Below are 23654 nucleotides of genomic sequence, written 5' to 3'. Positions count from 1 at the left end.
ACCGGAAAGGAACGAAGCGGGGATGCTCCGCCGCTGAGACTTCTGCTATTTTGACAGCGTTTCGCGTCGCCGCCACGTGACAAAATGCATCGCATGGCTGTCCTTCTCGCCACGCGGCAGGTCCTCTTCGAATACCTTCTCGAAAGACCGAGGATCGATCGGCGGGAAACGCGTATCGCCCTCCACCTCCGCCTGCACCTCCGTCACGTGCAGCACGTCGGCGAGATCGACCGACTGCCGGTAAATCTCACCCCCGCCGATGATACAGATCTCGTCGGCATCGAGCGCCGCGGCATGCGTCCGCGCCCTCTCGAGCGCTTCCGGAACTGACGAGACAGTCTCGGCTCCGGCAGCCGTGAAACTGGGGTCACGGCTGATGACGATGTTCGGCCGGCCGGGTAGCGGACGACCGAGCGACACCCAGGTCTTGCGTCCCATGATAACCGGCTTGCCGATCGTCAACGCCTTGAAACGCTTCAGATCCGTTGAAAGCCGCCACGGCAGGTCGCCCTCGCGTCCGATCACGCCATTGGTCGCGACCGCAACGACGATGGCGATCTTCGGTTCCGGTCTTGCATCAGTCATGGAAGCCACTCGGTTTGCTGTCGATTTCGCGGGCCCGCAGAAGCGCCGGGCGATCGGTGACGACGCGAATGTAATGATCGATGACGTCGCTTTCCGGCAGGATCTTGCGCATCCATTGCAGAGCGCTTGCGAGCAGCAGGTCGGCCGCACTCATCCTCTCGCCAATGAGATAGGGTTGGCGCGTCAAGACATCGATCACATGCGCGCACATCTCGGTGTAAAGGCGCGCCAGCGCCGGGTTGTTGACGGTCACGCCGGAAATATGCGCAAGCGCCGTCGGCTCCATCACGCCGGCATAATAGGCGAGCCAAGACAGGTAGGCGCCGCGATCCTGGTGACCGGGCGGTCGCCCAAGGCTGCAGTCCGGGTAGAGATCGGTCAGATATTGCGCCACCGCGGCCGACTCCCAGACCAGTGTCCCGTCGTGCAGGAGGGCCGGCACCTGCTTGTGCGGATGCGGATTGTTCTCGTCCGGCCCGCCGGAGCCGTCCCAGCGGCGAATATTGACGTAGCGAATTTCGTATTCGGCCCCGAGTTCCTCGAGCAGCCAGATGATCCGCGACGAGCGCGACAAGGGTGCATGGATCAGCGTCAGCATCAAAACCTCCCGTCCCCGCCGGTCGTCGCCGGCTTTTTCGGAGCATGGCCGGGTCGATCAGGCGGCCCCATGCTTCGCTTATTCGCAGAACATATGGGCCGCGCTCGACAAATCCAGTCCGGATGCCACCTGTCACGTTCGCGTCGTGATCAGACCGCGACGGGCGCCTTTATATGTGAATCGGCTTCGTAGCCAACGAGCGTAAAGTCTTCGAACTTGAAGGAAAATATGTCCTTCACCGCCGCATTGATCTCCAACTTCGGCAGCGCCTTCGGCGTTCTCGTCAGTTGCACCCGCACCTGTTCGAAGTGGTTATGGTAGATATGCGCGTCGCCGAGGGTGTGCACGAAGTCGCCGGGTTTCAGCCCCGTCACCTGTGCCACCATCATCGTCAGCAGCGCATAGGACGCGATATTGAAGGGCACGCCCAGGAAGATGTCGCCGGAGCGCTGATAGAGCTGGCAGGAGAGCTTGCCGTCCGCCACGTAGAACTGGAAAAGGCAGTGGCAGGGCGGCAGCGCCATCTCGTCGACGAGCGCCGGGTTCCAGGCCGAGACGATGTGCCGGCGGGAATTCGGATTGGTTTTCAGGCCCTCGATCAGCCCGGCGATCTGGTCGATGTGGCCGCCGGCCGGCGTCGGCCAGGACCGCCACTGGTAGCCGTAGACCGGACCGAGTTCGCCCCGTTCATCCGCCCATTCGTCCCAGATGCTGACGCCGTTTTCCTTGAGGTAGGCGATATTCGTTTCGCCCTTCAGGAACCAAAGGAGTTCGTGAATGATCGAACGCAGGTGCAGCTTCTTGGTCGTCAGCACCGGAAAGCCTTCCGAGAGATCGAAGCGCATCTGATAGCCGAAAACAGAACGCGTGCCGGTGCCCGTCCGGTCGCCGCGGTCGGTTCCATTGCTCATCACGTGGTCGAGAAGCTCGAGATACTGCCGCATGGTCCTTCGCACCGCCGATTCGTTCGTGTCTTGAAAATAGGACGAAGCCACCGGGGAACCAATGGCGCGGCGACGTTTTCCCGCAATTTGGCGTTACATGGGATGTGGCGCTGTGCGAAGGCCCGCGAAACAGCCGGTAGCCTTACGTGTTGGGAGGACCAACGCTCGGAGCTTACGCTTGATAGCCACACCTCAGCTCGTCTTCGTCTTCGGCACATTGAAGAAAGGCTTCCCACTGCACAGGCGCGGCCTGGCCCATGCCAACTTCATTGGGCTTTATCGCACCGCCGCGAGCTACCCGATGCTAATCGCCGGCCCGTGGTTCGCCCCGATGATGTTTTTTGAGCCGGGCCGTGGCTTGCGTGTCAGCGGCGAACTCTATCAGGTCGACCCCGCTACGCTCGAGCGTCTCGATCGCATGGAGTCCATCGGCAGGCCGGGCAATTTCCGGCGGCGTATACGCATCGTGCCGAGGCGGCCGGGCCGCAGTTGCCGGGCCCTCGCCTATTTCAAGGCGAGGTTTCTGGCTGCCTCGGTCCACAGCGGATATCTGCGATCCTATGAAGACAGACACTTCGTGCCGCCATGGCGTCGTGAAGCTCCTTAACGTCCGTGCGCCGGACGCGCGCCTGTTCCGACAAACCGCCTATTTCGCAGGCCGCCGGTTACCGGCATGGTCCTGGTATTGCTCTGTCTTCGTCGCGTTCTGGTCGAGGCCCCGCGCTCCTGAGTGTTGTGCCTTGTCGCGGTTGGACAGGACATCGTTCTCGCCGAGCATCCCTTCTTTCAGGTCTGTCCGGGCGCCGCTGCCGGCGCCCTTTCCCTTATCCGGTTTTCCCATGTTCTTGCGACTGGCATTGGCCATGGCCATCTCCTTTCGCCGTAAAAACTTTCGAATTTGTCGAACCCGGCGATCTATCGGCCGGTGTCCTTGTGGTGCCTGCTTTCCTGGTTTTCTCCTCTCAGGATGCTGCGGTCATTCTCCTCGCGCGCATCCGCATGCGCCGTGTCGAGCTTGTGCCCCTTGCGCTCGGCCCTGCGCAAGGCATCGGAACGTTTGAGCTCCGCTTCGGCATCGAGGTCCTTGCCGGCATTCGATGTGTTCTCGCGGGCTTGAATGATACGTTGCTGCTGTTCGTGCGTCTTCCTGCCGACCATGATCAGATCTCCTGATTGCTCATTTGTTCGTTCGGCCGCGGTGGCCAGGATTCGCGCCGCCTTGGGGCGTCGGGTCATTCGCCACATCGCCTTCGGTCGTGTTGTCTCGCTTGAGGCTTTCGTATTCCGATGGTCCGCGAATGCCCTTGGACTGACCGATTCCGGGATCCTGCTTGAGGTCCTTGTCGCTCGGCCGCTGTGTTTTCGGATGCTTGGAAGATGTCATCAGCGTGCCCTTCCCTTCCTGCCGATCTTGCCGCACCAACGAGGTCGTGGCCCGGTCTCCCTTCTTAACCGGAGCCGGCAGCGAATGTTCCGAGAATGGCGCGCCTCGCAGAAACGAACACGGAAGCGTTTCCGTCCACTTGCGATTAGAGCTCTGAGGAGAACGGGGATTGAAAGGGTGACGATGCGCGAGCTCGGTGTCGACGTCTCGACAAAACCCTGCACGAGACGAGTGCCTGGCTCCGGAGGATCTTCGCCATGCCGCAGGGTAGGCGCCCGAGCAAGGGGGTGGGTAATGCCCCATCCCCTTGCCTCTTCCGATCACTCTTTTCGAGCATGTCAAGCAATTTGGAGGCGGCCGCGGACGGCGAGAACTATCGCCCTCATTTCCCTTTCCCCACCCCTTTTCTTGGGCGTCGGAAAGACCTATATGACAGAAGCCGTCTTCGGGCGGCTATGGCAATAAACGGGCGATGCAATAAACCCATTGGACCCGGGGGCGGTACCCGGCGCCTCCACCAAAAACCGGTCGGCTGGACCGGCTTTTGATGGGGGCGAAATAGGATCGACAAGGGCGTAAAGATCGACTTTTTGCTCGGCATTGTACCACCGTTATCGGGCTAAACTTATAGTTGCAAACGACAACTATGCTGAAGCACGTCTCGCTGCCTAACGGCGGTGCGGCACTTCAAATCAAGCCCTTCCGGGTAGCACCGTAAGGCGGGGTCCGAAGGCACCTGGCAACAGAAGCCTTCACCTTCTCCCCCGTGCTGAAATGGTCTATAGATGCCTCGATAATTGACTCGTCACAGACAGACGGGCAATGAGACGAGAAACGGCTAGGGCATTCGCCCTTACGCCGACAGCCCGAACAGGGCATTGAATTGCTGTATGAAACGCGATTTCGATCCGAGCCATCATGCGGTACAGTGAGTTTGAAGAGAGACGGGGATCACATGGGCCAGGACCACATCCGCTACGACATTCTGGCGCAGGACGCGCTTCGCGGCGTCATCCGCAAGGTGCTGACCGAAGTTGCCGCTACCGGCCACTTGCCTGGTGACCACCATTTCTTCATCACCTTCCTGACCGGGGCTCCCGGCGTACGCATCTCCCAGCACCTGAAGGCGAAGTACCCGGAACAGATGACGATCGTCGTCCAGCATCAGTTCTGGGATCTGAAGGTTTCCGAGACCGGTTTCGAAATCGGCCTCTCCTTCTCCGATACGCCGGAGAAGCTGGTGATTCCCTTTAATGCGGTCCGTGGTTTCTACGATCCATCCGTAAATTTCGAGCTCGAGTTTGATGTCGCCGCCGGCGAGGAAGACGAGTCGGAATCGGCGGAGATCACCGCTTACCCGGTCAGCGAAGCCGATGAGCCGACTTCGCAGAAGGGCCCCGAAAAGCCGGGCGACAGCCCGAAGGGCGGCGGCGGCTCGGTCGTCTCGCTCGATTCCTTCCGCAAGAAGAACTGATCACTGGAGCGTCGTAATGACCGGCGACGTCGTCAATCTGCGTCAGTTCCGCAAGCGCCAGGCCCGGGCCGAGCGCGAGAAGCAGGCCGAACAGAACCGGCTTTCATTCGGCCGAACGAAAGCGGAGAAGTCCCTCACGACGGCGTTGAACGAAAAGGCATCGAAGACGCTTGATCAGGGCCGCTTGGAGGCGCACCGGCCTGTCTCGGACGGGGACGAGGACTGACCCGCCCGAACGGAAAAGCGATTCTCCCACAAGGGCTTGGAAACGTTTCCGGAATCGGTTTGCCAACGCGCTCAATCGACTTGTGAGGCCAGGGGATGATCGCCAAGCATTCGGCGACACTGCACGGACACCGCACCAGTTTCACGCTTGAGGAACCCTTTTGGCAGGAACTGAAGTCGATCGCCAAAAGCCGCGGCCTGCCGCTCGCGCGATTGATCGCGGAGATCGACGACGGCCGCGACCCCGAGGGAAACCTGTCCTCTGCATTGCGGCTTCACGTGCTCGCTTGGATCAAGGCCCAGGCAAAAGCCGCGGACGCCCTTTGAACTGCCGGGCTTCGGTCGCCTGCAAGCTCCATTCTTAGACCTACCGCACCGTGATGTCGGGCAGCATGTCGAAGTTCAGCCCCTGCCCCGCTGGCGGACCTGCGTTCTGCCTGGCGGGGGGTAGCTCATTGCGCTGAACGTCCTGGGCCGGCGCTCCTTGAGGCGGCGCAGCGCGCGGCGGGAGTTGCCGCAAGCGCTGGCGTTCCTCTTCGGCCATCCGGCGCGCGGCTGCTGCCTCGGCCTTCATCCGCGCCGCTTCCACCGCCGCGGCCTGGCGTCGGCGTTCTTCAATTATCGTCCGCCGCCGCTGGAGCTCGCGCTCGGCCGCCCGTGCCCTGTAAAGCGCGACCTCGCGGCGCAGGCGCTGCTTTTCAAGAACGTTCGCCTGCAGTATCTCCACCCGCCGGCGCTCCCGTTCGTAAGCACGAAGCGACAGGAAATTGGCAAGGTCGGTGACATCCACGCTGACACCCGGCGCCGCAAGGAGCCCGGCATAGCCGAAACGCACGCGCGGCTCGGCGCCGGCAAGGGTCTCTTCGCCTGGCCGGAAGGTAAGGTCGATCGCGCCACTCATGCGTTCGGCCGGAAGGTCGAAGGAGACTTCTCCGGAGAAGGCGGCGTTGCCGTCCGCAGCGGTTACGTTCTGCGCCCTGACGGTCCCACCGGCGATGCTGAAAGGCACCTTGACCGCACCGACGACCGATTGCCCGCCGAAAAGAATGTCTTCAGCGGCTTTGCGGATGGCGTCCGGCGAGATCTCGGTTTTCATCGCGTCGGCCGCTGCCATCAACTGCGGCAGCGCCGCCGTGTTGATGCCATTGAGCGTCACGCCATTGAACGTCGCCGTTCCCGAACCACTGACCGAACTTGCCATCGCCTTCGGCGTGGCACCTGAAGCTTCCATCGCGACGGAAAGGTCGAAACGACCGGTCGCCACGGGCCCGTTCTGCCGCGCCCAGCCGACAGCAGCCAGATCGCCGCCCTTCAGGTCGAAGCGCGAGCGCAGGAAACCCGAGCCGTTTGCATTGCCCACTTGCAGCCGCCCCTCGAGCTTGCCCCCCAGCCAGTCTCCCGCCGCATCGGTCAAGGCGAACTCATCGCCCTTCCATGCGAGCTTTCCGCTGAAACCGGCAACGTCACCATAGAGGCCGGGCCAAAACCGCTTCGCCGTGAGGTCGATGGCGACATCGAGACCGGTCCAGGCGGGCGGTGCCAGCGGCGCCGTCGACAATCCGCCGACCGAGGCGTCGTGAACCTGTCCGAGAATCCCTTCGCCCAGCCAGCCGAGATCGAGCATATCGAGCGCCAGTTCGCCTCGCGCCGTCCCCTGAACCTTGCGGTCGATGGTCAACGCCCCGGTAAATCCGTTCTGGTCGGCTTTGCCTTCGATGGCCGAGAACGCGACCTTCTCCGGATCGGCAACGAAGTCGGCGGACAGCTTCATCGGCAGCCCGCTGCCCATCTGCGGCAGTGCGATGCCTTGCAGCAACAAATAGGGCTCGAAATCCTCCGTCTGAAGCGTCAGCTTGCCCTGCCCCTCCAGATAGTGATCGCGCGAAAGATCGACGGTACCCTTGGCGGCGACCTGCGTCTTTTCGGTCGTGAAGGTCAGCGAGCCATTCGCCTGGGACCCTTCCGTGCTCTGCAGTTTGACGGCGAGAATACCGTTGGCGTCCGCATCGAACGGCAGCGGGTCGAGTCCGGCCTGGCCGAGAAGAACGGGGGTCTGCGGGTTCTCGAGCGTCGCCTCCAGCAGCATGCCTTTGCCGGCAAGGGCCTGCGCGACGTCCGGCGCCTGGTAGCTGGCGGCAATCTTGCCGCCATTGGCTGTGCCGATCACCCCGAAGGTGAAGGGCGCGTTCCCCTCCTTGCTGCCCGCCGTCAAGGTCATGTCGAGGGCCGCGTCCGAATAATAGGGCCCGGCCTTGACCAACCGGGCCAAGGCCGGGTGAGCGATCGTGTGCCGTCCGACCAGTTCCAGGAATGGCGTCAGCTCCTCGGCGGCAAGCTTCATCTTCGCCGAAATCACCGGCTTCTCGAAGCCGCCGCTCATGCGACCGGAAAAGGCGAGCTGGGCGCCGGACAAATGACCGATTGCCACCCGTTCGGCCTGCAACTGACCGTTCTTCAGCGTCAGGACCGCCTGCACCTCGCGCGCCTCCTCGCCGAAGGCGGAGAACGTCTCGGCGGAAAGTTCGGCGGCGATGGCATGACTAAGCAAGGTTGCGGTCGAAGCATCCCCGGCGACGAGACCGGCCAGCGCCTGCAGCGCCTCCAGGTCGATACGGTTGCCCTTGAGCTGCAGCGACAGCGTCGGCTGCTGTTCGGCAAAGGACTGGCGCTCCAGCCTCCCCTTGAGCGTCGCCGGGCCCGCAGCCACTTCGAGCTTTTCGAATTGCTGCAGGGTGTCGGTGAGATTGACGGTCGCGGCAAAGCCCGCCGTCTTCAGCTGGCGGATGGCGGGGTCGACCGAGCCGGCCAACCAGTTGGCGAGCCCCGACGGTTGGTTCGAGGCGACGACGATGTCGCCGCGAAAGGCGCGCTGTCCCTTGAGGTTCAGCCGGCCCTTGGCCTCGAGTTGGGTACGGCCGGGCAGGAGCGCCACCGCGTTGTCGATGACCCAACCCGCACCGTCAGGCCTGACATCGAGACGAATGTCGCGCACCGTGGTGTCGCCAATGACGATTGCCGGAAGTTTCAGGCTCGCACGGCCGGGCACCTGCGGAATAGGAATATCCGCCGCGATCGCCATCATCCTTTCCACCCGCTGTCGCAGGGAAACAGCCGGATCGCGGCCGGTCTTGCCGCCTCGGCCGGAATTGCCGATGCGGCTGACGTCGATCTGCTGCCCGTCGGCGATCAACAGGAACTTCTGATCCTTGCCGGTGTCGAGCGTTGCCTCGCCGGTGACGATATAGGGATCGTCCGGCGGGCCCACTTCGAAGTGATATTCCGGCACGCGGATGCTTTCATTGGTGAGCTGGAATTCGCCGTTGATGCGCAGCGCCCGGCCGGTCTTCGCCTCGTCGGCCGGCCGATTTTCCGTCAGCGTGAACCGGCCCGCGTAGAGCGGCCTGAAATCGACGACCTTGAGTTCGCCCTCGAGTTCGACCCCGAAGGGCCGCTTGTCCGGCGTCAGCCGCGCCCGGAGGCCAAGCGCCCCTTCCTCGTTTACCGCGTTGCTCGTGAAGGAGAAGCTGCCCGCCTCGCCATCGAGCGCGGCACGGCCCTCGACCTTCCAGGGACCCGCCAGCGAGCGTGCCGAGACATCGGCGGAAAGGTCGCTAACACGGCGCGTCCGCCCGGTCTGCTCGTCGACGAACTCGATCTCGCCGTCGGCGATCTCGACATTTTCCAGCACCACGGTGTTGGCCGGGATCGCCGCGCGCGGCCCACGCGCCCAATCGAGCGTACCATCCGGCTGCAGCCGCAGTCTCGCCTTGGGGCGGTCGAGGCGCATATCGAAGATCAGCGCCTCGCCGCTCAGAAACGGTGCGAGTTCGGCGCTCATCGAGAACTGGGCGACCTGAATCAACGGCGCCCCGCCGTCTTCAGCCCCGACGCGCACGTCATTGAGCGTCACCGTCGGGAAGGGAATGAGGCGCGCATCGACGCTGCCGTGCACGACCACGGGCTTGCCCATGATTCGGCTCGCCTCACGCTCGAAATCGGTGCGGAAATCGGTCCAGTTTATGAACAATGGTGCGATCAGCGCCACGAAGAGCGCGACAACCAACAGGCCGCCAATGATTACGAAGATTCGCGCCAGCACCGTGTCACATTCCCATCTGTTCCGTTCGCGCCCCTCTTGCGAGTTTCATCCCATCCGCCTGGATCACGCAAAAATCTTGCCTGGGTTGAAGATGTTGTCCGGATCGAGCGAACGCTTGATCTGCCGCATTAGATCGAGCGCCCCGCCAAGCTCTGCTTCCAGGAACGGCATCTTGCCCTGGCCGATCCCGTGCTCACCCGTACAAGTACCATCCATCGACAACGCGCGGCTATTCAGCCGTTCGACGAAGGCCTCGACCCGCGCCACGTCGGCGGCGTCCTTGTCATCGAAAAGCACGCCGACGTGGAAATTGCCGTCGCCGGCATGGCCGACGATCGGCGCGATCAGCCCATGTGCGGCGATATCCTCGTGTGTCGCCGCGACGCAATCAGCAAGACGCGAAATCGGCACGCAGACATCGGTCGCCAGGATGGCGGCGCCAGGCTTGAGGCTCTTCTGGGCCCAATAGGCGTTGTGCCGCGCCTTCCAGAGCTGCGCGCGCGCTTCCGGGTTGGTGGTCCAGACAAACCCTGTAGAACCGAATTCCGACGCTATTTCGGCGAACTGGCGTGATTGCAGCTCGACGCTCTCGGCGCTGCCATGAAACTCGACGAAGAGCGTCGGCGTCTCGGCATAGTTCAGGCCGGAATAGGCGTTGCAGGCCCTCATCTGCAGCGCATCGAGCAGTTCGATACGGGCCACCGGTATCCCGGACTGGATCGTCAGGATGACTGCGTTGCAGGCGTCGGCAATCGTCGGGAACGGGCAGACGCCGCCCGATATCACCTCCGGAATGCCTTGCAGGCGCAGGGTGATCGAGGTGATGATGCCGAGCGTTCCCTCCGCCCCGACGAAGAGCCGCGTCAGGTCATAGCCGGCCGAGGACTTGCGGGCCCGGTGCGCGGTTCTGATTTCTCGTCCCCCGGCGACGACCGCGGTGACCGCAAGCACGTTCTCCTTCATGGTGCCGTAGCGCACCGCGTTTGTCCCGGAGGCACGCGTCGAGGCCATGCCGCCGATCGAGGCGTTCGCGCCGGGGTCAATCGGAAAGAAGAGGCCCGTGTCGCGCAGATAGGTGTTTAGTTCCTCGCGCGTCACGCCCGGCTCGACGGTGCAGTCAAGGTCTTCGGCATTGACCGAAAGGACGCGGTTCATCCGCATCATGTCGACCGATATGCCGCCATGGGGCGCATTGACATGGCCTTCCAGCGAGGAGCCGGTGCCGAAGGCGATGAGCGGCACGCGATGCGCCGAGGCGACCTCGACGATCGCGCGGACTTCGGCGGCGTTTTCGGGAAAGACGACCGCGTCCGGAAGCTGTGCCGGGATGTAGGTGGTCGTGTTGGCGTGCTGGGTCCGGATTGCCTCTCCCGTCTGGAAGCGATCACCGAACCGTTCACTGAAAAGCACCTTGGCCGCAGCGATCCCGCTTTCGTTCCTCGACCCTGCCTTGATCGCCTTCAACGGCACGACATGTCCCTTCCCATGCGACGTACACCCTGACAACGCAGATCGTCGCAACGTTTTGAACGCCCGCACAATCTATCCTCAATTCGATGCCGAATTAAGGAATTATGTGGTCGCCGCATGCGGAAAGGCTCCGGCTGCCCACCCGCATGCGAGAATCGATCGCGACGGCCACGAGCCCTCCGGCAACCGTCTTGATATGGCCGTTCCCCGAAGAGGCTCTATCGACCTCCCGGCGGCCAACTCCCAGCGCCGATCGCGAAGCGCTTTCATTTCAAGGCGCTACTGTGCAAATCGGAATCGGTTTGTCCAGAAATTACGTCATCCCATGCGGTTCACGCACATCAAATCACCGGCGCTGATACCGGCTTGTCACAGCCCCCCGCAGCGCTTGCGCAACGGAATATTGGCGGACGGCCATCAGCCTATAATGCAGCTTTTGTTTGCGAGGCCTTCGGGTATCATGTCTGAAAACGGGAGAACGTCGATGTTCGGCCTGCTCGCTTTGCTCACGGCATCCGTCTTCTTCGGCGCCGCCATCTATATCAACATTGCAGAACAGCCAGCCAGGCTTCGTCTCGACCACCGCGCCGCCCTCGCAGAATGGGGCCCGGCCTATCGCCGCGGCTTCGAGATGCAGGCTTCGCTGGCCATCATATCGGGCCTCCTCGGCGCCGCCGCCTGGTGGCAGAGCGGCAACCCCCTTTGGGGCCTCGGCGCGGCAGTCATCATCCTGAACTGGCCCTATACCCTGCTGCTGATCATGCCGATCAACAACCGCCTGGAGAACACGGCGCCGGACCAGGCGAGCGAGGCGACCCGTGAGCTCATCATGCGTTGGGGCAAGCTCCATGCCGGACGCAGCGCCCTCGGCGCTGTCGCGGCGGTGATTTATCTCATCGCCGCTGCCGACGGAATGTCGAGCTGACGTCCTGCATGGAATGACGCATATCCTTGCGACTGACCCAACCGCGTCCGTTTTCTCACATCTGCTTAGTGCAACGAGTTTGCTGGCTCTTCAGCGCGTTCGGTCAGGCGCCGTTAGTTTTGTATACAAAAGTTCGCAGAAAAGTTGACAATAATGTATTTTAGGATTTCCCTTACTCATCCGCATCGCGACAGCGCGCGCAGGATCGGAAAGATGGGGAGTGAGATGATCAACAGACGCTCGACATTGAAATCGCTGGCGCTTGGCGCCGTTTCGTTGCTCGCAATAACGGCCGGAGGTACTTTCTCCGCGCAGGCCGAGAACAAGGAACTCAAGATCGGGTTCGTCGGTGTGACCAGCGGTCCCGCCGCGGCTTGGGGGACATCGAATGTCCGCTCGATGCAGACGCGTGCCGACTGGCTGAATGAGACCGGCGGCGTGAAGATCGGCGACGATACCTACAACATCACCATCGTCACTTTCGATGACCAGAAGGATCCCAAGCGTGCCATCGCCGGCATGGAGAAGATGGCCCAGGAAGGTATCCACTACGTCGTCGGGCCAAATGTCGATGACGGTGCGGCCGCTGTCCGTCCGGTGGCGGAGTCCAAGGGGATAATCTATTTCCCCTACGCTTTTCCAAAGGCACTCTACACGCCGCCCGCCTCCAACGCGGTGCTTGGCATGGTCGCCAACTATCAGTCCGGGCCTGCGATCTACAAATACCTGAAAGAAAACAAAGGCGTGAAGAAGGTCGCGTTCATTGCCGCCAATGAATCCGATCCCCTGAGCCAGCGCGACAGCGGCGTCGCCGCCGCAAAGGAACTCGGGCTCGAAGTGGTTGCCGAGAAAGATACATACCAGAATGACACCCGTGATTTCACGCCGGTGCTGACGCCTATCGTCCAGTTGAAGCCGGATCTGCTCGTGCTCTCCGGCGTCGCTCCGGCAAATGCACCGCTCTTGATCCGCGCGGCGCGGGAGCTCGGCTATGAGGGGCTGATCTCGGCGGAAACGGCGCAGGACGCGACCGTGCTGCAGGAAGGCGCGGGCGAGCTCGCTAACGGCTTCATCTCGGTCGGTGGCGCCTCGACGCCGGAAATCCGCACGCCGGTGATGGAAGAGTTCATCGATCGGTACACCAAGAAGTTCGGCGAGTACAACGACGAGTCCAACACGAAGGTCTATGCGCTCGAATACATTATCGAAACGCTCAAAGCGAACCCGAAGGCGGTCGATAACGTAGACGAGTTCAAGAAGACGATGGACACCTTCTCGGCGCCCAATCCCTACGCCAAGGACAGTACGCTGAAATATGTCGGCACCACCTCGTTCGGCCAGAAGCGGCAGCTCTCCGTGCCGATGGTTGTCACCGAGTTCAAGGACGGCGCCTTCCAGACGCTGTTCGTCGGTGAAGTCGACTGACATACGCCCAATGAAGCAGCGAAAGGGGCGCGGACGAGACCCAACCGGTTCGGCCGCGCCCTGGCACCTCAATCGAGCGCTCGGCAGTGCCCGAGTCTTCATCGGCTGGATCCGCCGCCATGGAACAGGTGATTGCCAACGGACTTTACCTCGGCGCTCAATACGCGCTGATCGCGCTTGGGTTGACGCTGATCTTTGCACTGATGAACGTGCTGAATTTCGCGCACGGGCAGATGTATGTGCTGGGCGGCTTCGTGACATACACGATCTATGGCCAGCTGAAGCTGCCTTTCGTCGTTGCGCTGATTTGCTCGGGCGTGACCCTCGCGGTCATCGGTGCGCTCATGGAAAGGTTCCTCTTCCGGACGGTAATCCGTCGCAGCAAGCGCGAGGAAAGTACGATGCTGCTTGCGGCGGCGACGGCGTTTTTTCTGGATGCCGTCATGCTGCTTCTTTTCGGCGAGAAGCAGCGCGGTGTACCTAAGATCATCAGCGGCGTCTTCGTCTCCGAGAGGGTAATCCTGCCCTACGACCGCATCCTCGTCGGCGTCATCGCCATCCTGATGATCGCAGCCTTTATGCTCTTCATGCAGTACAGCAAGCCTGGCCGCGCTATGCGGGCATTGGCGCAGGATCGCGTCGCCGCCCAATTGATGGGCGTTAAGGTCGAGCGCTATTCGATGATCGGCTTTGCGTTGGGCGCCATGCTTGCAGGGGTCGTCGGCGGATTGCTCGTCAGCATCACCGGTGTCAATTCCGGCATCGGCGGACCGATCTCCATCAAAGCCTTCCTGATGGTCATGATCGGTGGCGCCGGGGTAGTCGGCGGCGCGATTGCCGGGGGTTTCATTCTCGGCATGATGGAATCCGTCGGCCTCACCGTGCTGCGCGAATATGGCGACATCACCTATCTCGTCATTTTTGCCCTGCTGATGATCTTCCTGAGCATCCGCCCCCACGGGCTGATGGGAAAGCCGTGGGGCTGATCTCATGCGCAAGACTCGAACCGCCATCTTCAAGATCGTTTCGGCAGTGCTCTTTCTGCTCTGCCTGCTCGTCGCAGTACCGCTACTGATCAACGCCACCGGACGAAGCGATCTCTATTACACGCTTACATCGGTCGCGCTGCTCAGCATCATCAGTGCGGGCGTCTGGATCACCTTTTACATCGGTCGAATCAATATCGGCCAGGGCGCCTATGCGCTGATGGGAGGCTATGTCTCCGCCATTCTGGTCATGAAGTACGATACGTCCTTCTGGCTGACCTTGCCGTTGGCGGGCCTCTTCTGCGCCGCCGCGAGCGTACTCATCGGGCTGCCTATCCTGCGGCTGCGCGGCGTCTATTTCGCCATGGTGTCGCTCGTATTGACCGAAGTTGCACGCCTTCTCGCTCTCGCCCTGCCGATTACCAACGGCGCCAGTGGCATCGTCAGCATTCCGCTGCCGTCCCGCCTCAGTCTTTTCGGCCTCACACTCATTCCGGATTTTGCGACATTGGCAAATCCTCGCCTGGCCTTCTACATCGCGTCCGTGCTGCTGATGGCGCTTTGCTTCCTCGGCCTCTATCGACTCGCCCACTCGCGTATTGGCCAGCTTTGCCAATCACTGCAGCAGAACGAGGAGCTCGCTTCGTCGATCGGCGTCAACATCGCCTATCTGCGCGTCGTCGCCTATGCGCTCTCCTCGTTCCTCGGCGGCGTCGGTGGAGCGATGTTCGCCTCGATCTCCCAGTCGATCTATCCATCGAGCTTCACCGTCGCCGATTCCGTCAATTTCATGCTCAACTGCTTCCTCGGCGGTCTCGGTTACGTTCTAGGACCGATGCTTGGCACCTTTGTCCTCTATTTCGGCTGGGATCTGCTGTTCCAGACGGGTGAATTCCAGTTGCTGATCTTCTCGACGGTGCTGATCGTGCTGATACTGGCGCTGCCGAACGGCCTCCTGAGCCTGGCCCTGCCGCGAAAGAGGAACCTCTAGCGATGCCGGATATCCTGGAAATCCTTGCGCTCACCAAGCGTTTCGGCGGCCTTGTCGCGGTAAACGACGTCTCCTTCTCTGTCCGCGAAGGCGAGATCCTCTCGGTCATCGGGCCGAACGGCGCCGGCAAGTCGACCTTGTTCAAGCTGATCTCGTCCTTCCTCAAGCCCACCGACGGCGAGGTGCGCTTCAAGGGAGAGCGCATATCCGGATTGGCGCCGCACATCACCGCTCGCAAGGGCGTGGTGAGGACCTTCCAGGAAACCACGATCTTCAAGAACATGACCGTGCGAGACAACGTCGTGACGGCCCATCATCTGCGCTCACGCGCCAGCCTTGCGGGCTTCTACTTCGCCAGTGCTGCCGCGCGCACCGACCTTGAGGCGTTCGGTTCGTCGGCGGACGAAATCCTCTCCTTCCTCGGCCTTGCGCCAATGGGCGGCGAGATCGCCAGTACCCTACCGCATGGCCATCTGCGCGCGCTCGGCATCGCGATCGCGCTCGCTACCAATCCTTCCGTCATCCTCCTCGACGAACCTTTTGCCGGGATGAACCACGATGAGACCCGGCGTGCGGTCGAGATCGTGCGCAAACTCCGTGAACGCGGCATCACGGTGCTCCTGGTCGAGCACGATATGCCGGCCGTCATGAATATTTCCGACCGTATCGTGGTGCTCAACTTCGGCCAAAAGATCGCCGAGGGCACGCCGGCCGAAATCCAGCAGAACCCTAAGGTGATCGAGGCCTATCTCGGTGCCGAAGACGAATCGATCGGAATGTAACCCATGGAACCGCTGCTCAAATTCGATGGCGTCGAGCTCTATTACGACCACGTCTATGCGCTGAAGGGCGTCTCCATTGAGGTCCATGAGGGCGAGACCGTCGCGCTGATCGGCGCCAACGGCGCGGGCAAGTCGTCCATCCTGCGCGCCATCACCGGCCTGCGGAAAATCCGCAAGGGCGAGATCCGCTACCACGGCAAACGCATCGACGGGGTCGCCCCTGACGAGATCGTTCGGATGGGCATCTCCATGGTGCCCGAGGCCCGCCGTGTCTTTCCTTTCATGACCGTGCGCGACAATCTGCTGATGGGCGCGTTCACCCGCAGCGATAAGGCCGAGATTCAGCGGAGCGTCGATATGGTGCTGGCGCGCTTCCCGCGTCTCAAGGAGCGATATTCGCAGCAGGCCGGGACGATGAGCGGTGGCGAACAGCAGATGCTCGTCATTGGCCGGGCGCTGATGGCGCGCCCGCGTCTACTGCTGCTCGACGAGCCGTCACTCGGCGTCGCCCCTAAGCTGGTTCAGGACATTGCCCGTTCGATCGTGGCGATCAATCGCGACGAAAAGGTCAGCGTCCTGCTTGTCGAACAGAACTCGCGCATGGCTCTGCGCATTTCGCAGCGCGCCTACGCACTGACGACCGGCAAGGTGGCGCTCAGCGGTAAGTCGGCCGAGTTGCTGAGCGACGAACGGGTCAGGCATCTTTATCTCGGCGGCGAATTCTAGGCGGGTGACATGCGCATTCTCGTTATAAACCCAAACACCACCGCTTCAATGACCGACAAGATCGGCACAGCGGCGGAGGCTGCGGCCTCGCCGGCAACTGAGATCGTGGCGGTGAACCCCGAGGACGGCCCCCCGAGCATCGAGGGTTATTTCGACGAGATCTTCGTCGTGCCCGGCATCATCGCCGAAATGGCAAAGGCGGGCCCAGTCGATGCCTATGTGATCGCCTGTTTCGACGACACGGGGCTCGACGCGGCGCGCTGCGCCACGGAAGCGCCGGTGATCGGCATCGGGGAGGCGGCCTTCCACCTCGCCACGCTGGTTGCGGGCAAGTTCAGCGTCGTCACGACGCTCGCGCGCTCGGTGCCGGCGATCGAGCACAACCTGTCGAAATATGGACTCGCCGCGCGCTGTGCCAAAGTCCGCGCGTCGGACGTGGCCGTTCTGGATCTCGAGTTGCCGGGCTCGGACGCGCGCCACAAGATTTCCGCCGAAATCGCGCGCGCCGTCGTCGAGGACAAGGCGGAGGCAATCGTCCTTGGTTGCGCGGGAATGGCAGATCTCGCTCACGCTCTCTCGATCGAGCATGGAGTACCGGTGCTCGACGGGGTGGCCTGCGCCGTCAGGCTGGCGGAGACGGTATCGGCGCTCGGGCTCAGGACATCGAAGATCGGCGGCTATGCCGAACCGCGCGCGAAACAATTTTCCGGACGTTACGCGCCATGGTCTCCGCCGATAGGAAAGAAATCGGTCGGCGCCCCGTAGGCCGACTCCGTCCGAGGCTGCCCCATTGGCTGGATTGACCGACGAGGGCACCCTGTGAGAATTCTCGAGCTTCGAGTCGGAAGCGCAGAACGTATTGGTCAGCGTACCGCATGAGGCAAGCTCACCAGACGATGAACATGTTGACAACACTCAGGCCCGAAAGAGATCACAAGAAACCGGCGGCGCGCTGGTCACCGATCTATCACGGTCTGCGGGATGCAATCGTCAGCCATCGACTGGCACCAGGCACGAAATTGCCGGAGGATGAACTCGCCTCGATCTATTCGGTAAGCCGCACTGTCATCCGCGCCGCGCTTCAGGCCCTTGCCCACGACTGGCTGGTGCGCCTGGAGCCAAATCGGGGTGCCTTCGTCGCGCAGCCGTCGCCAAAGGAGGCACGCGAAGTATTCGAGGCCCGTGCGCTGATCGAGCCCCGAGTAGCCGCACTCGCCGCCCAGGTTGCCAGGACCGAGGACGTGACTCTACTCCGCGGCCATCTCGAAAGGGAGCATGCGGCGCTAGACGCCGGCCGCGACAGCGACGCCATCATGCTGTCGGCCATGTTCCACGTCGGAGTTGCCGAAATCGCCGATCAATCCGTCCTGACCGGTTTCGTGCGCGATCTCGTGTCCCACTCCTCACTGATCATCGCTCTTTATTGGCGGCGTAGGGACACGACCTGCGAGAGCCACGCACATCATGCCCTTGTCGACGCCATCGAGGCCGGCGATTCCGACACGGCCGCCCAACTGATGAAGGATCACCTGCACGACCTGCTCTCCGGCCTCGATCTCAATCGCACGGGCCGAAAACCGGAGAATCTCGCTGACATCCTGAGCTGACGTCTCGGAGTCCGTCCCTCAACCTTTGAACGCCGCCGCCGCATCCATTTCCTCGTGCAGCTTGCGCTCCTCGTCCGCATGCGGGCTGGTGAAGCGGGCGATGACGAGATAGGCGACCGGGGTCAGATAGAGCGTGACGATCACCGCAAGTCCAAGACCGCCGACGAGCACCCAGCCGAGGGCGATGCGCGCTTCCGCCCCCGCGCCGCTCGCCAGCACCAAAGGCACGGCGCCGACGATTGTTGCGATCATCGTCATCATGACCGGCCTGAGGCGGATATTGGCGGCGTTCTCGATGGCGCTGCGCACGTCTTGACCGCGGTCACGCAGCTGGTTGGCGAACTCGACGATCAGAATGCCGTTCTTCGCCATGATGCCGACAAGCATGACGAGGCCGATCTGGCTATAGATGTTCAGCGTGTTGCCGGTCATGATCATCGCGAAGACGGCGCAGGCAAGGCCGAGCGGCACCGTCGACATGATGATCAAGCCACTGACGAAGCTTTCGAACTGCGCCGCCAGCACCAGGAAAATGATGACGATCGCAAAGCCGAAGGTGATGAACAGGCCGCTGGCGTTCTCGTCGAGCGTCGCGGCTTCCGCAAGCGGCATGATCCGCGACCCCGGCGGCAGCAGCGGCTCGGCCATCTCTTCCACCATCGACAGCGCCTCGCCCAATGCCAGGTCCGATTTCAAGCCGGCCGACAGCGAAACGGCGCGAAGCTGGGATTCACGCGCAAGCTGCGGCGCCACCGCCTTCTCCTCGACCGTTGCGATCGACGACATCGGCACGATCCGACCGTCGCCGGCCTTGACGAAGATGTTCTGAAGGTCGGTCGGGTCGTTGAGCGGCGTGGTGGAGGAGAGCAGCTTGACCGGATAGGCCTCGCCCTCGACGAAGATGTCGACGACGCTGCTACCGTCGAGCATCGCCTGCATCGCCCAGGAAAGGGCACTGATGTCGACGCCGAGGTCGGAGGCGCGCTCGCGGTCGATCGTCACGGACAATTGCGCCTGGTTGGCCTCGTAGTTCAGCCGCACGTTTTCGAAGCGGCCGGTATCTTCCATCGCCCGGACGAGCTTGGCCGACGCATCGCCGAGCTTCGTGTAGTCGTTGCCGACCAGGGCCACCTGGAGACCACTGCCCGCACCTCGAATACCGAGGCTGTTCGCCTGGATGGTGGAGGCCCGCACCGAGGGAACCGTGGCGGTCACCTTGTTGATGTCGGCGACGATCTGCTGTTGGGCTCGGTCACGCTGTTCCCAGGGGGCGAGCGTCAGCACCATGAAGCCGCTATTGGCAGAGCCGCCCTGGCCCGAAATCGAGAACACGTTGGTGATCTCGCCGGATTTGACCAGCGGCTGCAGGCCATCTTCGATGCGGCGCATCTGTGCCTGCGTATATTCCAGCGAGACGCCTTGCGGCGCGTTGATCCTCAGCATCACCTGCGAGCGGTCTTCGTTCGGCGTCAGCTCCGACTTCAGCGTCATGAAGCCCGCCGCCCCGGCCACAGTGAAGAAGGCGGCAACCGTGAAGACGACAAGCGGCGCATTGAGGCAGGCCCGGAGCGTGACGCGATAGAAGGCTGCTGCGCGCTGGCCGAAACGGGCCATCGGACCCTGGTGCGGATGCGCCTCGCTGGTCAGCATGCGCGAGGCAAGCATCGGGCAGAGCGTCAGCGAAACGAAGGAGGAGAGCAGGATCGAGAAGGCGAGCACGAAGCCGAATTCGCGGAAAAGCCCACCGGTCTGCCCCGGCAGGAAGGAAAGCGGCACGAAGACGGCCGCCAGTGTCGCGGTGGTCGCCAGAACGGCGAAGAAGACCTCGAGCGTCCCGTGCACGGCGGCCGCGCGGGGACCCAGCCCCTCCGCCCGGCGGCGCACGATGTTTTCCAAGACGACGATCGCGTCATCGACGACGAGGCCGGTCGCAAGCACGATCGCGAGCAGCGTCAGGATGTTGATCGAAAAGCCGGCGAGATAGATCGCCGCCACGGTGCCTATCAGGGCGATCGGCATGCTGATCGTCGGTATCAGCGTCGCGCGCCAGTCGAGCAGGAAGAGATAGATCACCAGCGTGACGATGAAGACGGCGACGCCGAGTGCAATCTCCACCTCATGGATTGCACCATTGATGAACACCGCATCGTCGCTGGTGATCTTGAGCTCGGTCCCCGGCGGCAGGATGTCCGAGGAGATCGTATCGACCACCTTGCGCACGCCTTCGGAAATATCGACGGTGTTCGACTGGGCCTGGCGGATGATGCCGAGGCCGATGCCCTGGCGGCCGTTGGAGCGCAGTGCCGAGCTGCCCGTGTCCGGGCCAAGGGTCACCGTCGCTACATCGCGAAGCCTGACATTGCTGCCGAGGATCAGGTTCTCGAACTGCTCGGGCGTCTGCAGGTCCGCCGTCGCGCGCACCGAAATATCCTGGCTGGCGCTCGTCAGCGACCCGGCAGGCACATCATAGGAGGCATTGGCAAGCGCCTCGCGCAGATTGGCGACGGTAACGCCGCGCCCGGCGAGCTTGGCCTGATTGAGGTCGATGCGGAAGATCTTCTCCTGGTCGCCATAGACGGTGACATCGGCGACGCCCTCGACCGCCGCCAGCCGGTCGCTGATCTCGTTCTCGACCAGCAGAGTCATGTCTTCCATCGACATGGTGTCGGAGGTCAGCGCCAGACGCATGATCGGCTGGCTGTCGGAATCGGCCTTGACGATGCGCGGCTCCTCCGCGTCATCCGGCAATTGGCCGGTGATCCGCCCGAGCGCGTCGCGGATATCGTTGGCCGCCTGGCCGATGTCGGTCGTGTCGGAAAATTCGAGCGTCACGCGGCTGCGGCCGAACGACGACGAAGAGGAGATGCCCTTGATGCCCTGGACGCGCGACACAGCGCCTTCGATGACCGAGGTCACCTCGCGGTCGATCGTCTCGGGCGAGGCGCCCTCGAACTCCGTCGTGACCGATATGACCGGTTGGTCGACCTGCGGCAGCTCGCGGATTTCGATGCCGTTCCAGGCGGCAAGACCCGCGACCACGATCAGCATGTTGACGACGAGCGCGAAGATCGGCCGGCGGATGAAGAGCGCGGTGAAGCCGGTCTTTCCGCCCTGCCCGCCGGCCGAACTGCCATGGTGGCCGCCTATGCCGATGTTCATTGCGTGTCCTCCGCCACCTTCTGCTCGCGCTCGGACCTCGCTTCACCGGCGATGCGGACCGCGCCGCCATCGCGCAGCCGCTGCACACCCTCCGTCACGATACGGTCGCCCTCGGCGACTTGCGCCTCTACGAGTACCCTGTCGGGATTGCGCTGGATGATTTTGATCGGCACCCGTTCGCTCTTGTCGCCATTGACGCGCCAGATATAGGACCCTTCCGAACTCCACTGGACTGCCAGCGGATCGACGGTCGGGTAACGATCGCCGTCAAAGGCCATCATGACGGAAAAGGACATGCCGGCGCGCAGCATGTCGTCCGGATTCTCCAGCCGCGCTCGCACCCTGAGCGTCCTACTCGCCTGATCGAGACGGTTGTCGATCGCATGGATGGCGCCGTCCAACTGCCGCCCGGGCTGCGCCACTGCATTCGCCGTGACGGGCTGCCCGACGGAAATCTTGCTGGCAAAGCGTTCCGGCACCCAGAAGTCGACAAGGATCTGCGATCGGTCGTCAACGACTGCGATCGGCGTCGATGTGGTGACGTAGTCGCCGACATTGATGGTGATGATGCCGACGATGCCCTTTGAAGGCGCGACGATGTCGCGCCGCTTGAGATCCAGTTCTGCCGTCCTGAGCGCCAGTTCGGCCGCCTGCATGGCGATCTCCGCGTCGCGGACCTCGACCGCAGTCACCGCGCGCGCCGTTCCGAGATTGCGATAGCGCTCGACCTTTTCCCGGGCGCTGTCACGCGTCAGCCTGGCCTGCTCGGCGGCAATCATCTGCTCGTCGTTGTCAAGCCGCGCGATGATCTGGCCTTCCTCGATCCGGTCGCCGGATTTTACCAGGATTTCCGTGAGATTGCCCGTCGAAGCAGGCGTCACCGTAACCGAACGGATGGCTTCGCCGTTGCCGATGGCGTTCAGGCGGTCGTTGACGATCGCGCTTTCCGCCGGCCTCACGACCACGAGCGCCCCGTCCGAGAAGCCGCCGCGCCCACCTTCTCCGCGCCCGCCATTGCGCTGTCCTGCGGCGCCTTCCCCCCCTTGCGATCCCGAAAGCGCATCGATCAGCGGATGCGAAACACCGATCGCCCCCAGAGTTTCTCCCGCTCCGGGTACAAAGCGCACCCAGACGGCGCCCCCGACGACGAGAACGACGAGGCTGATCGCCAGTTGCTTCAAAAAGCGCATTCATGTCTCCGAATAAGATACGCGCTCCAGCGCGGCGCGTACCGGCGGAACGTTCCGAGTTGTCGAGAGTATCGTTATTAGCGCGCCTTCGGGCAATCTCGGAACGCCATCATTACGCATTTGTAATGAAAGCAGAATTTGATGTCCGCATCATGGCGCTCCAGCGCTCAGCTCCACCGGATAACCAGGGTTTACAGCCGCCGCGGCTCGGCTATTCTGCCGCTGAAGCCGGACGTTGAAGCGCGGGGAGAAAGCACATGTGCGATGCATGCGTGATCGAATCGGTAAAGCAGCAGATGTTGTCGCGACGCGGCTTCTTCCGCGCCACCGCAGTGGGAACAGCGGGCGTTGCAGCCGCCGGGATGGGAATAGCGCCGTCGGCGCTCGCAGCCGGCCATGCCAGCGCCACCGACCTCACCCATGAACTCCATGAAGAGTTCCCGACCTTCTTCGGCCAGCAGCAATTCTTCCGCGAGCAGAAATTCAACTATGCCGAACACACGTTCAACCTGTTCGAGCTCCGGCTGAACGAACACACCGGCACGCATGTCGACGCGCCGCTGCATTTCTCTGTCGATGGTCTTTCGGTCGCCGAACTGCCGGTCGAGAAGCTCATCGTGCCGCTCTGCGTCGTCGACATTCGCGAGAAGGCCGCGGCCGACCCGGACGCGCAGGTGACGCCGGACGAAATCAAGGCATGGATCGCCACCAACGGCGACATCCCGGAGAACGCCTGCGTCGCCATGCTCTCCGGCTGGTCGGCGCATGTGAGTACGGACAAGTTCCGCAACCCGGACAGCGAGGGCAAGCTGCACTTTCCGGGCTTCCACGTCGAAACCGCCAAGTTCCTGCTCGAGGAAACGAAGGCGGCCGGGATCGCCGTCGACACGCTCTCGCTCGATCACGGCATATCGCCAGATTTCGCCACCCACCGCGCTTGGCTGCCGGAGGGCCGCTGGGGGCTGGAGGCTGCAGCCAATCTCGACAGGCTGCCGGCCAAGGGCGCGACGCTCGTTCTCGGCGCGCCGAAGCACCGCGGCGGCACCGGCGGTCCGGCGCGCGTGTTCGCCCTCGTCTAGGAACC

General features: G+C 62.7%; 23 protein-coding genes and 1 other RNA gene. 14 read left to right on the top strand and 10 right to left on the bottom strand.

What is annotated here, in order from left to right:
* Positions 1 to 45: 45 nt before the first annotated feature.
* From CO676_RS08145 to CO676_RS08135, 3 genes are all read right to left on the bottom strand, one after another.
* A complete protein-coding gene (locus tag CO676_RS08145) occupies positions 46 to 585 on the bottom strand; it encodes a dihydrofolate reductase (RefSeq protein ID WP_097520254.1) in 540 nt (179 codons plus the stop codon).
* Positions 578 to 1183: a glutathione S-transferase gene (locus CO676_RS08140; protein ID WP_097520252.1), complete on the bottom strand. Its 606-nt coding sequence runs from the start codon at positions 1181 to 1183 to the stop codon at positions 578 to 580. The genes CO676_RS08145 and CO676_RS08140 overlap by 8 nt, the downstream gene beginning before the upstream one ends.
* Positions 1184 to 1332: 149 nt before the next feature.
* The gene (locus tag CO676_RS08135) at positions 1333 to 2127 is read right to left on the bottom strand and encodes a thymidylate synthase (RefSeq protein WP_097520364.1); all 795 of its coding nucleotides are present in this window, start codon (positions 2125 to 2127) and stop codon (positions 1333 to 1335) included.
* A gap of 178 nt (positions 2128 to 2305) precedes the next feature.
* Between CO676_RS08135 and CO676_RS08130 the strand changes: the two genes are divergently transcribed.
* Entirely contained in the window at positions 2306 to 2734 is a 429-nt protein-coding gene (locus CO676_RS08130; protein ID WP_097520250.1) for a gamma-glutamylcyclotransferase family protein, read from the top strand.
* A 39-nt stretch (positions 2735 to 2773) separates the two neighbouring features.
* On the opposite strand, the gene CO676_RS08125 is transcribed toward CO676_RS08130, so the two are convergent.
* The 3 genes from CO676_RS08125 to CO676_RS08115 are packed head-to-tail and all read right to left on the bottom strand — an operon-like array spanning position 2774 to position 3511.
* The gene (locus CO676_RS08125; protein WP_097520363.1) at positions 2774 to 2992 is read right to left on the bottom strand and encodes a hypothetical protein; all 219 of its coding nucleotides are present in this window, start codon (positions 2990 to 2992) and stop codon (positions 2774 to 2776) included.
* A gap of 50 nt (positions 2993 to 3042) precedes the next feature.
* Positions 3043 to 3285 (bottom strand): hypothetical protein, encoded by a 243-nt coding sequence (locus CO676_RS08120; RefSeq protein WP_097520248.1) that lies wholly within the window; start codon positions 3283 to 3285, stop codon positions 3043 to 3045.
* A gap of 19 nt (positions 3286 to 3304) precedes the next feature.
* Complete coding sequence (locus CO676_RS08115; RefSeq protein ID WP_097520361.1) at positions 3305 to 3511, bottom strand: hypothetical protein; 207 nt, start codon at positions 3509 to 3511, stop codon at positions 3305 to 3307.
* 399 nt (positions 3512 to 3910) lie between these two features.
* Here CO676_RS08115 and ssrA point away from each other — a divergent pair.
* The 4 genes from ssrA to CO676_RS08095 all read left to right on the top strand — a co-directional run bounded on the left by ssrA (position 3911) and on the right by CO676_RS08095 (position 5537).
* Positions 3911 to 4268: a transfer-messenger RNA gene (gene ssrA, locus CO676_RS08110) on the top strand.
* A 198-nt stretch (positions 4269 to 4466) separates the two neighbouring features.
* Positions 4467 to 4985, top strand: a complete 519-nt coding sequence (locus tag CO676_RS08105) for an SspB family protein (RefSeq protein ID WP_097520247.1) — start codon at positions 4467 to 4469, stop codon at positions 4983 to 4985.
* A gap of 16 nt (positions 4986 to 5001) precedes the next feature.
* Positions 5002 to 5211 carry a DUF4169 family protein gene (locus CO676_RS08100; RefSeq protein WP_097520245.1) on the top strand — a complete coding sequence of 70 codons (210 nt, stop codon included), beginning with the start codon at positions 5002 to 5004 and terminating at the stop codon, positions 5209 to 5211.
* Positions 5212 to 5306: 95 nt separating this feature from the next.
* On the top strand, positions 5307 to 5537 hold the full coding sequence (locus tag CO676_RS08095) for a ribbon-helix-helix domain-containing protein (protein ID WP_097520243.1): 231 nt from the start codon (positions 5307 to 5309) through the stop codon (positions 5535 to 5537).
* Between the two features lie 40 nt (positions 5538 to 5577).
* Here CO676_RS08095 and CO676_RS08090 read toward each other — a convergent pair whose 3' ends face one another.
* A complete protein-coding gene (locus CO676_RS08090) occupies positions 5578 to 9309 on the bottom strand; it encodes an AsmA-like C-terminal region-containing protein (protein WP_097520241.1) in 3732 nt (1243 codons plus the stop codon).
* A gap of 63 nt (positions 9310 to 9372) precedes the next feature.
* Positions 9373 to 10779 (bottom strand): FAD-linked oxidase C-terminal domain-containing protein, encoded by a 1407-nt coding sequence (locus CO676_RS08085; RefSeq protein WP_097520239.1) that lies wholly within the window; start codon positions 10777 to 10779, stop codon positions 9373 to 9375.
* Between the two features lie 484 nt (positions 10780 to 11263).
* Here CO676_RS08085 and CO676_RS08075 point away from each other — a divergent pair, with 484 nt between their 5' ends.
* The 8 genes from CO676_RS08075 to CO676_RS08040 all read left to right on the top strand — a co-directional run bounded on the left by CO676_RS08075 (position 11264) and on the right by CO676_RS08040 (position 18221).
* The gene (locus tag CO676_RS08075; protein ID WP_097520236.1) at positions 11264 to 11704 is read left to right on the top strand and encodes a DUF1772 domain-containing protein; all 441 of its coding nucleotides are present in this window, start codon (positions 11264 to 11266) and stop codon (positions 11702 to 11704) included.
* A gap of 225 nt (positions 11705 to 11929) precedes the next feature.
* Positions 11930 to 13129 (top strand): ABC transporter substrate-binding protein, encoded by a 1200-nt coding sequence (locus CO676_RS08070; protein ID WP_014765122.1) that lies wholly within the window; start codon positions 11930 to 11932, stop codon positions 13127 to 13129.
* Positions 13130 to 13248: 119 nt separating this feature from the next.
* Complete coding sequence (locus tag CO676_RS08065; protein WP_014765123.1) at positions 13249 to 14115, top strand: branched-chain amino acid ABC transporter permease; 867 nt, start codon at positions 13249 to 13251, stop codon at positions 14113 to 14115.
* A gap of 4 nt (positions 14116 to 14119) precedes the next feature.
* A complete protein-coding gene (locus CO676_RS08060; protein ID WP_014765124.1) occupies positions 14120 to 15106 on the top strand; it encodes a branched-chain amino acid ABC transporter permease in 987 nt (328 codons plus the stop codon).
* Between the two features lie 2 nt (positions 15107 to 15108).
* On the top strand, positions 15109 to 15888 hold the full coding sequence (locus CO676_RS08055) for an ABC transporter ATP-binding protein (protein WP_014765125.1): 780 nt from the start codon (positions 15109 to 15111) through the stop codon (positions 15886 to 15888).
* A 3-nt stretch (positions 15889 to 15891) separates the two neighbouring features.
* Entirely contained in the window at positions 15892 to 16614 is a 723-nt protein-coding gene (locus CO676_RS08050; protein WP_014765126.1) for an ABC transporter ATP-binding protein, read from the top strand.
* A gap of 9 nt (positions 16615 to 16623) precedes the next feature.
* Positions 16624 to 17379 (top strand): aspartate/glutamate racemase family protein, encoded by a 756-nt coding sequence (locus CO676_RS08045; protein WP_097520234.1) that lies wholly within the window; start codon positions 16624 to 16626, stop codon positions 17377 to 17379.
* A gap of 131 nt (positions 17380 to 17510) precedes the next feature.
* Complete coding sequence (locus CO676_RS08040; RefSeq protein WP_161623540.1) at positions 17511 to 18221, top strand: GntR family transcriptional regulator; 711 nt, start codon at positions 17511 to 17513, stop codon at positions 18219 to 18221.
* Positions 18222 to 18239: 18 nt separating this feature from the next.
* Here the strand turns inward: CO676_RS08040 and CO676_RS08035 are convergent, their stop codons facing one another.
* Both CO676_RS08035 and CO676_RS08030 read right to left on the bottom strand, forming a co-directional pair.
* Entirely contained in the window at positions 18240 to 21380 is a 3141-nt protein-coding gene (locus tag CO676_RS08035; protein ID WP_014765129.1) for an efflux RND transporter permease subunit, read from the bottom strand.
* Positions 21377 to 22570 (bottom strand): efflux RND transporter periplasmic adaptor subunit, encoded by a 1194-nt coding sequence (locus tag CO676_RS08030; RefSeq protein ID WP_097520231.1) that lies wholly within the window; start codon positions 22568 to 22570, stop codon positions 21377 to 21379. The genes CO676_RS08035 and CO676_RS08030 overlap by 4 nt, the downstream gene beginning before the upstream one ends.
* Before the next feature lie 257 nt (positions 22571 to 22827).
* Between CO676_RS08030 and CO676_RS08025 the strand changes: the two genes are divergently transcribed.
* Positions 22828 to 23649 carry a cyclase family protein gene (locus tag CO676_RS08025; RefSeq protein WP_097520228.1) on the top strand — a complete coding sequence of 274 codons (822 nt, stop codon included), beginning with the start codon at positions 22828 to 22830 and terminating at the stop codon, positions 23647 to 23649.
* The last annotated feature ends 5 nt before the right edge of the window (positions 23650 to 23654 follow it).

The sequence above is a fragment of the Sinorhizobium sp. BJ1 genome (assembly GCF_002531555.1).
Lineage (GTDB): Bacteria > Pseudomonadota > Alphaproteobacteria > Rhizobiales > Rhizobiaceae > Sinorhizobium > Sinorhizobium fredii_B.
Note: the sequence above shows the minus strand (reverse complement) of the source record. Positions and strands in the feature narration are given on the sequence as shown.